The 13,002-nt window shown below is 33.8% G+C and carries 10 protein-coding genes; all 10 read right to left on the bottom strand.

Going from position 1 to position 13,002, the window contains the following annotated elements:
• Positions 1 to 2 precede the first annotated feature (2 nt).
• The 10 genes from ACFX5F_RS05095 to guaA all read right to left on the bottom strand — a co-directional run bounded on the left by ACFX5F_RS05095 (position 3) and on the right by guaA (position 12,900).
• Positions 3 to 947 carry an NAD(P)H-dependent flavin oxidoreductase gene (locus ACFX5F_RS05095; RefSeq protein ID WP_379850544.1) on the bottom strand — a complete coding sequence of 315 codons (945 nt, stop codon included), beginning with the start codon at positions 945 to 947 and terminating at the stop codon, positions 3 to 5.
• 15 nt (positions 948 to 962) lie between these two features.
• On the bottom strand, positions 963 to 2,573 hold the full coding sequence (locus ACFX5F_RS05090) for a S8 family serine peptidase (protein ID WP_379850542.1): 1,611 nt from the start codon (positions 2,571 to 2,573) through the stop codon (positions 963 to 965).
• A 127-nt stretch (positions 2,574 to 2,700) separates the two neighbouring features.
• On the bottom strand, positions 2,701 to 3,888 hold the full coding sequence (gene mnmA / locus ACFX5F_RS05085) for a tRNA 2-thiouridine(34) synthase MnmA (RefSeq protein ID WP_379850540.1): 1,188 nt from the start codon (positions 3,886 to 3,888) through the stop codon (positions 2,701 to 2,703).
• Positions 3,889 to 3,948: 60 nt separating this feature from the next.
• Complete coding sequence (locus ACFX5F_RS05080) at positions 3,949 to 4,662, bottom strand: toxin-antitoxin system YwqK family antitoxin (RefSeq protein WP_379850537.1); 714 nt, start codon at positions 4,660 to 4,662, stop codon at positions 3,949 to 3,951.
• A 179-nt stretch (positions 4,663 to 4,841) separates the two neighbouring features.
• Entirely contained in the window at positions 4,842 to 6,746 is a 1,905-nt protein-coding gene (gene yidC / locus ACFX5F_RS05075; RefSeq protein ID WP_379850535.1) for a membrane protein insertase YidC, read from the bottom strand.
• A gap of 65 nt (positions 6,747 to 6,811) precedes the next feature.
• A complete protein-coding gene (gene pyrG / locus ACFX5F_RS05070; RefSeq protein WP_379850533.1) occupies positions 6,812 to 8,425 on the bottom strand; it encodes a CTP synthase in 1,614 nt (537 codons plus the stop codon).
• 81 nt (positions 8,426 to 8,506) lie between these two features.
• Complete coding sequence (locus ACFX5F_RS05065) at positions 8,507 to 8,740, bottom strand: DUF3820 family protein (protein ID WP_379850531.1); 234 nt, start codon at positions 8,738 to 8,740, stop codon at positions 8,507 to 8,509.
• An 81-nt stretch (positions 8,741 to 8,821) separates the two neighbouring features.
• Entirely contained in the window at positions 8,822 to 9,223 is a 402-nt protein-coding gene (locus ACFX5F_RS05060; protein ID WP_073206598.1) for an OsmC family protein, read from the bottom strand.
• Between the two features lie 47 nt (positions 9,224 to 9,270).
• Positions 9,271 to 11,238: a LysM peptidoglycan-binding domain-containing protein gene (locus tag ACFX5F_RS05055; protein ID WP_379850529.1), complete on the bottom strand. Its 1,968-nt coding sequence runs from the start codon at positions 11,236 to 11,238 to the stop codon at positions 9,271 to 9,273.
• 132 nt (positions 11,239 to 11,370) lie between these two features.
• Positions 11,371 to 12,900, bottom strand: coding sequence for a glutamine-hydrolyzing GMP synthase (gene guaA, locus ACFX5F_RS05050; RefSeq protein WP_379850527.1), 1,530 nt, complete (start codon positions 12,898 to 12,900; stop codon positions 11,371 to 11,373).
• Positions 12,901 to 13,002: the final 102 nt, after the last annotated feature.

Raw genomic sequence — 13,002 nt, 5'->3', positions numbered from 1 at the left:
AATTAAAAGTCGAATTTAGTTACCTCTTTTCTAGCATCTTCAAAATCATTCATTATTTCCAAAAGTATTTCTGCCGCTGGTTTTATTTCGTGAATTAGTCCCGCAACTTGACCTATTTCTAACTCTCCTTCGATTAAATCCCCTTCAAACATACCTTTTTTTGCCCTTGCTCTTCCCAAAAACTGAGACAACTCCTCTGTTGTTGGACATTTCTCATACAATTCTTGAAGATCCTGATAAAATTTATTTTTAATCAATCGAACAGGAGCCAATTCTTTTAAAGTTAGTTGTGTGTCGCCTTCTTTAACCGTTATGATCGTCTTCTTAAAATTTTCATGTGCTGAAGATTCTACTGAAGCGGCAAACCTACTCCCGACCTGAACGCCATCAGCACCTAAAACCATTGCCGCTAACATTCCGCGACCCGTTGCAATGCCTCCGGCAGCGATTAAAGGAATTTTGATATGTTCTTTTACCATTGGAATCAATGTAAAAGTGGTCGTTTCGTCTCTTCCGTTGTGCCCTCCAGCTTCAAATCCTTCAGCAACTATGGCATCAACACCTGCCGCTTCCGCTTTTAATGCAAAAACAGAACTACTAACCACATGTACAACTGTTATGCCTTTTTCTTTCAAAAAAGAAGTCCATGTTTTTGGGTTTCCCGCCGATGTAAAAACAATTTTAACGCCTTCATCGACTATAATTTTCATTATTTCTTCGACATTGGGATATAGCATTGGAACGTTAACACCAAAAGGTTTTTGTGTGGCTTTTTTGCATTTTTGAATATGTTCCTGTAAAACTTCGGGATACATGGAACCTGCACCTATTATACCTAAACCACCCGCATTACTTACTGCACTCGCTAATTTATAACCGCTGTTCCAAATCATTCCGGCTTGGATAACAGGATATTTAATTTTGAAGAGCTCTGTAATTCTATTCATCTGTTTAATTGTAGGTTATTGCTTTATTATTTTTCCCGTTTTAGAAAAAACACCCGACTCTAATTTATAAACGTAGATTCCTTTGTCAAGGGATTCCAAAGAAATATTTGATGTCTGACTGGTAATATCATTATCTAATATTTTTTGCCCCAAAGCAGTATAAATAAAAAATGATCCTTTATCGTGACCTCCTGGCAGAGAAATGGAAATGGAATCATTTACTGGATTTGGATAGAGTATGAAATCATTTTTTGAGAAAGCGTCCACCGAAAGTGTCAATGCCAAACTAAAATTTGGAATACCAAAACCATATTGATTGTTAGGCGTTGCGTATCTATCTCCTGATTTTATAATTAAATCTCTGATTTCCTTATTAGTTTTCAGTGGAAAAGCCTGCCAAAAACAAGCAACCATTCCTGCCATAATTGGACTGGAAAATGAAGTCCCGTTTGCTGTCACAATATTACCTAGTGCATCAGACAAAACATCAGATTGGCCTTGTGCCATAACATCCGGTTTTATTCGATTGTCACTTGAAGGTCCTATTGAACTAAATGAAGCCAATGATTTTGCAGAATTTACAGCTCCAACAGCAATTACAGAAACTGCATCAGCGGGTGCTCCAATATACGGATTTGCTGAATTCCCAGAATTACCCGCTGCTGTTACAATAATCATCCCTCTACTAAACGCAATTTCAGCACCACGTGATATAAAAGTTGTTTTACCATCCATTTCACTATACTTGTGACTATATGCCGTATTATCATATTCAAAATAACCCAAAGAGGTATTTATGATATCCACTCCCAAACTATCTGCTTTTTCTGCAGCTTCCACCCAAAGTGACTCCTCAATTGGATTTTCAGAAGTATCATCTTCTGTAATAAATAAATAGTAAGAAGCGTCTGGTGCTGTTCCTACTAATAAACCTTCTTTATAACCGCCCATGGTTGAAAGAACGGATGTTCCGTGTGAAACTCCGGTGTAAAAATCAAGGTTTCTTAATACATAATTATAGCCTCCTAAAATTTTGTTGTTGTCTTTTAATCTTTGAAAAGGTTGTACGGTATTTACTCCTGGAAAACCGGCATCTAAAACTGCTATTATTTTACCTAAACCCGTATAATTCTGCTGGTGTAATTGTTGTCCATTCAACATCTGTATTTGATTAGCCGAGGTTCCATAAGCATAATCAATTTTAGTTTTGTTACTTTTATCGGAGGTCCTAATCTTTTTTGCCTTTGCAATTTTTCCAGCTATATTCAGCGATTTGTCTGCAAAATCTATTTTATCGACAAATGAAAATGTTTTTAATGAATTTATTGCTGCTTGTGTACCACGCACATGAATACTATTCAGCCATTTTGATTTAGCCATAACAGAAATTCCAGAAACAGTTTTAACCTGATTAACATAGGATTTCTCTAAAGGAATATCTTTAGAATCTATAACTATCTTTTGAGTAGTTCTTCGATCCAAAGCTCTTTGCGAAAGCATTTGCAATGGGGTGTCAATATAAAACTGAGCATTAGGCTTTGCATTAAAATACACCCAGGCGTCTTGCTCTTGAGAAAAAACTGTTGCAGTCGCAAAAATCAAAAGAAGTAGGTAGAAATTTCTCATCGTTAATTTGTTATTGTGCCATAAAAACTTTGTTTCTCTTAAACGCACTCTATTATTTTAGAATCCATGTTATGATTTTAGTTTAAGAAAGCTATGATTTACTGCTTTTCATAATTAAAGTACTAAACTAAGAAATAACTCCCGAACCAACTAATTCATCGCCTAAATACCAAGCTACAAACTGTCCTTCAGTTATCGCAGATTGTGGTTCTTCAAACGAAACGTACATTCCGTTTTCAAACGGATGCAAAGTGGCTTTTTGCAAAGGTTGTCTGTAACGAATTCTTGCCATTACATCCATTGTTTCGCCATTGGCTAAAGCCAAATCCTTTCGAATCCAATGTACTTCCGATTTTTCAACAAACAATGCTTTTTTAAACAATCCAGGATGCTGACTGCTTAATCCAGTATAAATTGTATTAGTTACCACATTTGTGGAAATTATAAATAAAGGATCTGTTGTTCCTCCTACATTCAATCCTTTTCGCTGACCTGTTGTAAAATAATGAGCACCTTGGTGCTTTCCTACTACTTTTCCCATTTCTGGAATATAATCTATCTTTTTTGCCTCAAGCACTAATTCATCTTCAATAGACAATCCTTGTGCAATATCTAAATTGTAAACAGGACTATTTTTATCGATTTGAATAATTAATCCTTCTTTAGGTTGTAATTTTTGTTGTAAAAATTCAGGCAAACGCACTTTCCCTATGAAACATAATCCTTGAGAATCTTTCTTTTCGGCAGTAACCAAATCCATTTGAGCCGCAATTTCACGGACTTCTGGCTTCGTTAATTCACCAATTGGAAACAACGATTTTGCCAATTGCTCTTGTGATAACTGACAAAGAAAATAAGATTGATCTTTGTTATTATCTGCTCCGGCCAACAATTGATAAACGGGTTTACCGTCAACTTCGATTTCACTTTTCTTGCAATAATGACCTGTTGCCACATAATCCGCACCAAGACTCATTGCAATTTTCATAAAAACTTCAAATTTTATTTCGCGATTACAAAGTACATCTGGATTTGGAGTTCGACCTTTTTCATATTCGCTGAACATATAATCAACGATTTTCTCTTGGTATTGTTCGCTTAAATCTACCGTTTGAAAAGGAATTCCCAATTTTTCGGCTACTAAAAGTGCATCATTACTATCTTCAAGCCACGGACATTCATTAGAAATAGTCACTGAATCATCGTGCCAATTTTTCATAAAAAGACCTATAACCTCATACCCTTGTTGTTGCAACAAATAAGCAGCAACACTTGAATCTACACCTCCAGAAAGTCCTACAACAACACGCTTCATCTTCAAAAAATTATAATTTTATAAGGATGCGAAGTTACAAAAGATTTATTAAGTCCAAAGTTAATTGTTTTTGGATTTTGTTGCATTTTCAGGCTTACTCATATTGATTGTTTCGACTAGTTTTCCTTTTTCGAAAAACTGCCAAGCACCTGATTTTTTTCCATTTACAAATTGACCTTTTGAAACAATATTCCCATCCGTATCTTTAAAAACTGCTAATCCGTTGTACTCGTTATTCTTAAAAATAGATTCTTCAAGTACAATTCCATTTTCAGTATATTTTTTATAAACCCCTTCTTTCAAATTGTTTTTATAATTGATTTGTTCTGCAATCTTAGCATTAGGATAATAAACACTTCTCAGACCATCCAGCTTTCCTAGTTTATAGTTCTCGGTTGCCATAATTTTCTTGGAGGCTTGATGGTAATATTTCCAAGGACCTTCAAACAATTTATTTATCACTTTGCCCTCGCTTACTTTATTTTTGTCCTGATCATAGAATATAGTAGATGCAGAATTATCTTTGGCATTGAATTCTCTCGTGGCAATTATGGATTTTGCTTTGGTATCATCATAAAAATTAAAAACTCCAACCTCTTTACCATGTACAAAAGTCCCTTGATATTTTGGTCTTTTTGATTCTTCATAAAACCCTTTCCACAATCCATGTTTTTTTCCTTTTTCATCTAGTTTATTGAAATCTGTTTGCGCCTGAAGACAAAATACATTCAAAAAAAACAAAACAAATATTCCTTTTTTACAAAATGTTTTCATGTGTTTACATTTATTGTTTTTTATCGGTCATATTATGTAGTTCACATATCATCATTAGTGTTTCCATCTTAATTACGATGATATTTATTTCATAATTACCTTTATATCTTAACGGATTTGGATAGCTTAAATTACATTTAAATAAAAAAATCTCGAAACATATCGAGATTTTTTTATTTTTATTTCTTTTTGTCTTTTGCTTTTTGAGCTTCAGCTTGTTCCATAACTTGTTGAAGTTTTTGTTGGAACTTACCTTGTTTTTTGGGCTCTTTCAATTTGTTCTGCTGAATTTGTGCATGTATTTTGTCACTATCAACAATATAGTTTTTAATCACAAACATTATTCCTATTGTAATCAAATTGGAAATAAAGTTATACAAACTTAGACCCGCACCATAGCTATTAAAGAAAATCAACATCATAATTGGCGAAATATAAATCATGTATTTCATCATTTTTGCCATATCCGGCATTCCTTCTTGTTGTGGAGCTGCCATTTGTTGATCTCCAGAGGTCATTTTCATATAAAAGAAAATAGCAATTGCAGCCAATATTGGAAATAAACTGATATGATCTCCATACATAGGAACATGGAAAGGTAATTTTACAACTTGGTCAAAAGAAGATAAATCGTCTGCCCAAAGGAAGCTTTTTTGTCTTAACTCGAAAGCCGATGGAAAAAACTGAAACGAAGCATACATAAAAGGAAGCTGAATCAATGCCGGAATACATCCTGCCATAGGATTCACCCCAGCTTTATTGTACAATTTCATCGTTTCCTGTTGTTTCTTCATTGGATCTTTTTTGAATTTTTCCCCCAACTCCGTAATTTCAGGTCGTAATACTTTCATTTTGGCCTGAGACAGAAATGATTTATAAGTAATAGGCGACATCGCAATTTTGATAATAATTGTAAAAATAATTATCGCAATACCATAAGCAATGTAAGAACTTAAGAATCCGAATAATGGAATAAACACAAATTTGTTAATCCATCCGAAAATACCCCAACCTAAAGGAATAATTTTCTCTAAGTTTTTATCGTATGCCTTTAATGTTTTATAATCTGATGGTCCAAAATACCAACTCATTTTATAATCTATCTCACCATTTGTAAATGCTAATGGCACTTTTGCATTAAATTGTTTAATAAAGGTAGTATCTAATTTCTCATCAACAACTAATTTATGCGATTTCAACGTAGATTTTGAGAACGGAGTGTTTGTCAATAATATAGTACTGAAAAAGTGCTGTTTGAATGCAATAAATTTGACATTTTCAGGTGTTTCTTCTTTGTCTTTTCCGTCTCCTACATTGTTAAACTTTTCATCGCCATATTCATAATTCAATAAAGTGTAACGATCTTCGTAAGCGATACTTTTTTCCGTTCTGAAAGTTTTTAAATTCCATTCTAAATCCAACGGTTTAGCCGTATTCAAAACTTTATTCAATCCTTGCGAACGAATATCAAAACCAACCATATAATCGTTTGGTTTCAATATGTATTTGTATTCCAAAAATTCATTTGCTCCCGCTTTCAATTTCATAGAAAGTATTTGATCTGCTCCCACTTTTGTAAGTGTTGGTTCAAAATACAAATCTTTGGTATTTAAAGTACGGTTGTCACTTGTCAACAATTGAACATTTAAATCGGCATTATTGTCTTTTATCAATTCAACTAATTGACCTGAACCCTTCTTGAATTTTTCGAAATTTTTCAAAGTTGCTTCAACAATATATCCCCCTTTATTTGCAATTCTTAATTTTACAAATTCATTTTCGATAGTTGTATACGTTGCTTTAGCAGAAGGAAGTGTAGCTGAATAAGCAAAATTACCTAATGATTTTTGCAATTGAGCCAATTGTGTTGAATCCCCAGTAGCTGCAACTGCTACGGTAGCCGTTGCTACAGTTTTATCAGATAATTCTTTGGCTTTAGCCTCTTTAATTACTAATTCTTTTTGCGCTTTTTCTGCAGCAATAGCTTTTTCATCTGGTTTGTTTTGGTACATTATCCAAAGCAAAATTCCAAAAATCAATACAAAACCAATAATTGAATTGAGGTCTAATTTTTTTTCTTTCATTATTATATTTAAAAAAGTTTAATCTATTAGTATAAAGTTTGATGAATTGTTTCAAAAAACAAGAACTATTTTTTCTTTGCTTGAACGGCCGCTGCTACAAAACTCACAAATATAGGATGTGGGTTTGCAACGGTACTTTTATATTCCGGGTGGTATTGAACCCCAATAAAAAATGGATGATTTTCAATTTCAACCACTTCAACCAATCCTGTATCTGGATTTACTCCTGAAGCAATCAATCCCGCATTTTGTAATTGAGCAACGTAGTTACTGTTGTACTCATAACGATGACGGTGACGCTCAGAAATAGATTCTTTACCGTATATTTTATAAGCCAACGAATCTTGTTTTAAATCACATTTCCATGCTCCAAGACGCATTGTTCCACCTTTATCAGTAATGGTTTTTTGTTCTTCCATTAAATTAACAACAGGATGTGCCGTTTTTTCATTCATTTCAGTCGAATTGGCGTCAGCCAGACCTTCTACATTTCTTGCATATTCAATAATTGCCATTTGCATACCCAAACAAATTCCGAAAAACGGAACTTTATTTTCACGTGCGTAACGAACCGCTTCTATTTTTCCTTCAATTCCTCTTTCACCAAAACCTGGTGCAACAAGAATAGCATCTAAACCCGCTAATTTCTCTTGGATGTTAGTAGCATCAATATGTTCCGAATGGATTGAAATCACATTTACTTTGGTCTCATTTGCAGCACCTGCGTGAATAAATGCCTCTAAAATAGATTTATAACAATCTTGCATTTCTACATATTTCCCAATCAAACCAATATTAACGACATGTTTAGGATGTTTTAATCTGCGTAAAAAAGTATTCCAGTTTTTTAAATCCGGAGCGGCTTTTTTAGGTAAATCCAACTTCTTTAAAGCTACAATATCGAGTCCTTCTTCAAGCATTAAATTAGGTACTTCGTAAATTGTTGAAGCATCTATAGATTGTATAACTGCCTCTCTTTTTACATTACAAAACAAAGCCAATTTATTACGTAACTCCTCTGAAATTTCATGCTCTGTTCTACAAACCAGAATGTCAGCTTTAATACCACTTTCCATCAACGTTTTCACAGAATGCTGAGTTGGTTTAGTTTTCAGCTCACCAGCAGCGGCCAAATAAGGCACTAAAGTAAGATGAATAACAATACCGTTATGCTCTCCCAATTCCCAAACTAATTGACGAACTGATTCAATATAAGGCAAGGATTCAATATCTCCCACCGTTCCACCGATTTCGGTAATAACAATATCAAAATCACCTGATTTACCAAGTAATTGCATTCTATCCTTAATTTCATTGGTGATATGAGGCACAACTTGTACCGTTTTACCAAGAAATTCTCCTCTTCTTTCTTTTTCAATAACCGAAAGATAAATTCTTCCAGTAGTAACATTATTGGCTTGAGAGGTAGGAACATTCAAGAAACGCTCGTAGTGTCCTAGATCTAAATCCGTTTCTGCCCCATCATCAGTTACGTAACATTCTCCATGTTCATATGGATTTAAAGTACCTGGATCGACATTAATATACGGGTCAAACTTTTGGATAGTTGTACGATACCCTCTTGCTTGTAACAATTTTGCCAAAGATGCCGCAATAATTCCTTTTCCTAAAGAAGAAGTCACACCACCTGTAACAAAAATATATTTCGTTTGATTCATTCTGTTGTTATTGTTGTTGTTTGTATTGTAGTTATGTAAAAAACTTGGCAAAAGTACAATTATAAATTGTCAATTTGAAAATTAAATCGGTTTTGGGTACCGTTTTTTTATATTTCTAATTAACTCTTCAAGACCATTGAGTTTTAATTCGTAAATCAATTGCAACTGCTCGCCTAACTCCCCTTTTGGAAATCCCTTATTACTATACCAAACAACATAATATTCAGGCAAATCGATAAGAAACTTGCCTTCATATTTACCAAAAGGCATTTTAGTATGAGCTAGTTTAATTAGCTTTTTTTGGTTTTGATTCATTTTATTTTAATAAAAAAGCAAGAGACAGCAACAAGAAGTAAATACGCTTTCTTGTTGCTGTCTCTTGCTTCTAAACATTATTTATTTCCAGTTAAAAGTAATTCTCTTCTCTATTTCTGTATTCAAACTCATAAAAACAGGACAGGTCATTGCGGTTCTCTCCAGAATAGTTATGTCCTTTTGATCATTTGTTCCTTCCATTTCAAACGTAATTTCTATAACACCTATTCTTCTTGGTTCGGCATTCATTATTTTTGTTACGGCAGCGGTAGATCCTTTTAAATCTACATTCATATCACGAGCTTTTATTCCCATAACGGTCATCATACAACTTGCTAAAGCATTTGCAACTGTATCCGTTGGAGAGAAAGCTTCCCCTTTTCCATTATTATCTAAAGGTGCATCCGATATGATTTCATTTCCAGATTGCACATGTATTGATGACGTTCTTAAATCGCCTAAGTAAGTTACTTTTGATGTCATAATTTTATTATTATTTATTCTACTGTCCGACTAATTACTGAATATTTTTAATTTGCTTCTTTTATGGTCAAATCAGTGTCGTAGTACAAGATATAAACTCCTTTATTCGTGTAACCTCCGTCTGGTTTTTTATAATATTCAAATTTATTATCTACTTGCTCCGTTGCCATAGCATCAGCCGTTTCCTGATATGTCTTGCCTTGCGATAGTCGCATCATGGTATCAAAAGTAATATCAAAACCACGAGTCGCAAAAATATTCGGGGAAATTTTATTTATTTTTTTGAAGCTTTTTTCAAATTGCAACGCTCCTGCTGATTCATTATCACGAGTCATGGATGGATACATCATTTTTAATTTTGTCAGATTCACGAAATTTATTTCATCCGTATCTAATGTTTCATTTGGCTCTAAAATAACTAATTGCACCTTATATGTAGCCATAGAACTCATCATAGTCGCAATAGTTGCTTTTATCATACTGGTATTTCCAGTTTCCATAACCACGTAATTTATTTTGTCTTTAACGAACAAACTCTTTAAATTTTCAGCTGACAAGCTTCCGTTTGAATTAAGAGTTGAGAATCGTACGTCTTTTTGATTTTCTTTGATATACTGTATAACCGATTCTTTTTTCTTATCGATTACCGCTATTACATTTCCGCCCTTTGATCTCATATAATCAAACATTGCATTTTTAACAGCCAGAACCGTTGGAATTGTTTGGTATAAATTACTAAATGATTTTCCTACGTCTTTTGATAAAGGCGAAATTACAGGTACTTGATTTAAATTCAACAATTCTGCCGTTTTCTCTACATTACTTTGATAAAAAGGTCCAATTATCGCATTGGCATTTTCAAGATTATTTTCCTTGATTATAGAAGCTACGTTTGATGCATTTTTTGTTTCCTGAGAATCGAAAACACTCACATCAATATTAAGTCCTAGTTGTTTTGCCGAATCTATAGCTGACATAGCTCCCGCATAAAAATCCAAAGTCATATTTAAAAACTTATCTTTTTTCAACCGTATAACAGTCGAATTGATTGTATCTCCTTCACTTGTATTCATATTAAAAGGCATCAATAACACTATTTTTTTTCGGTCGTTATTCCCGCTTTTTTTAGACAAACTGCTGTATTCTTTTTTACTTTCCTGCGGCATTGACACAGTAGACGGTATTTTCAGAGTCATTCCTTCGGTTACACCATAAGCCATAGTAGGATTTAAAGCAATCAATTTCTCCTGGCTCATCCCGAACATTTTTGATAAACTATAAAGTGTCTCTTTAGATTTTACTTCATAATTCCAATAATTTATTGGGGTGGTTACTTTTACCGCAGAAGGATTTACAGTTTCCTTTTTCGATTCAGTTACTGCAGCAGTTTTAACTGCTTTTGAAACATTTCCTTTAATAATCAATTTATATCCAATGGGTAAATTAGAAACAACCTCAGGATTTTTTTTCTCTAGCTCAGCAATGGTAATTCCGTATTTTTTAGCAATAGAATACTTCGTTTCCTTAGCTAGAACTTCATGATAGACTACTGCTTCTTTTTTTACAGTTGAAGGTTTTTCAGTTGCAATCGAAGCCTTCGTTGCTGCTTTTGAAGGAATAATTAGTGTTTGTCCTATTTGCAATCCTTCTTTTTCGAGAAAAGGATTCGCTTTTTTCAATGCCTCATCAGTAACTCCATATTTCTTCTCAATACCAAAGAGCGTTTCTTTAGCTATTACCAGATGGGTTTTGGCTTGTAAATTCGTTTTAACTGGGGCAACTGTAGTTTTCTTTGTTGCACTTTTTGGAATCAACAAAATACTGTTTGGTTTTAAACCGCTTTGCGCATCGGGGTTTAATTGATATATGTCATTTGGAGTGACATTATATTTTTGAGCAATCTGAGTGATTGTTTCTCCTTTTTCTACTTTATGTGTAATGTTTTTTTCTTGTGAGGAAACACTGAACGTAAAAAACAAACAAGCCATACAAACTGTAATAAAATACTTCATCATTTTTATTTATAAAAAATTATTCACTTATTAATAACAGAACGGTATCAAATTTTATTCCAAAATCTGATACCGTTTATATAAAGGACATTAAAAAATAATTACGCTCAAAGAGAAGGAATTATATCTAAAGGTCTATTCCCATTCTATTGTTGCAGGCGGTTTTGAACTAATGTCATAAACGACTCTATTAACGCCTTTTACCTTATTAATAATATCATTTGACACTTTCATCAAGAAATCATACGGTAAATGAACCCAGTCAGCAGTCATACCATCTGTTGATTCAACAGCGCGAAGTGCAATTACTTTTTCATAGGTACGCTCGTCACCCATCACACCTACACTGTTTACCGGTAGCAAAATAGCTCCGGCTTGCCATACCTTGTCATACAATCCCCAAGATTTTAATCCGTCGATAAAAACTTTATCCACATCTTGCAAAATCTGTACTTTTTCTGGAGTAATATCACCTAAAATTCTAATTGACAATCCAGGACCTGGAAAAGGGTGTCTTCCTAATAATTCTGGATCTATTCCTAATGAAGCTCCTACTCTACGCACTTCATCTTTGAAAAGCATACGTAACGGTTCTACAATTTTTAATTTCATGTAATCAGGCAAACCTCCAACATTATGATGCGATTTGATAGTAGCTGATGGTCCTTTTACGGAAACTGATTCAATAACATCTGGATAAATGGTTCCTTGTGCCAACCATTTTACATCTTCTATAAGGTGTGATTCATCATCAAAAACTTCAATAAATACACGTCCTATAATTTTACGTTTGGTTTCCGGATCACTTACGCCGGCTAATTCAGATAAGAAACGATCTCCTGAATCCACTCCTTTTACGTTTAAACCCATCCCTTTGTATTGATCTAATACATTTTGGAATTCGTTTTTACGAAGCAAACCGTTATTTACAAAAATACAATATAAGTTTTTTCCAATTGCCTGATGCAACAAAACTGCCGCTACGGTAGAATCTACCCCACCAGAAAGACCTAGGACCACTTTATCATCCTGTAATTTTTCCTTTAATTCAGCCACCATTTCTTCAACAAAAGCATTTGGTGTAAAATTTTGAGGAACATCAGCAATTTTTACTAAAAAGTTTTCCAGCATTTTCGCTCCATCTGTCGAGTGAAAAACCTCTGGGTGGTATTGAATAGCGTATGTTGTTTCACCTTCAATTCTATACGCTGCAAATTCTACATCATGTGTACTTGCAATTTTCACTCCATTTGTTGGTAAGGACTTGATACTATCACTATGGCTCATCCAAACTTGACTATTCTCTGAAACACCTTCAAAGAAGACTTCATTTTCTTTTATAAAAGATAAATTAGCTCTACCATATTCTCTGGTGTTCGAAGCTGCAACTTCACCTCCACTAAAATGAGATAAGTATTGTGCTCCGTAACATACGGCTAGCAAAGGAAGTTTTCCTCTAATTTGAGATAAATCAGGATGAGGCGCATCTTCTCCTCTAACAGAAAAAGGGCTTCCTCCAAGAATTACTGCTTTATAAGATGATAAATCACTCGGAAAATGATTGTATGGGAAAATTTCGCAGAATATATTTAATTCGCGAACTCTACGCGCAATAAGCTGTGTATATTGCGATCCGAAATCTAAAATAAGTACGTTGTGTTGCATGCGCAAAAATACTTTTTATATTTTGAATTGAAAAATTGAATTTTAAAAATCTTCAATTTATTTTGTTCTTTGGTCATTTATAATTGCTTTTAATCTTATTAA

This window comes from Flavobacterium zhoui (assembly GCF_042787235.1).
In the GTDB taxonomy this organism is placed as follows: domain Bacteria; phylum Bacteroidota; class Bacteroidia; order Flavobacteriales; family Flavobacteriaceae; genus Flavobacterium; species Flavobacterium zhoui.
The sequence above is the reverse complement of the archived record's forward strand: the minus strand, read 5'-3'. Positions and strand labels throughout refer to the sequence as shown.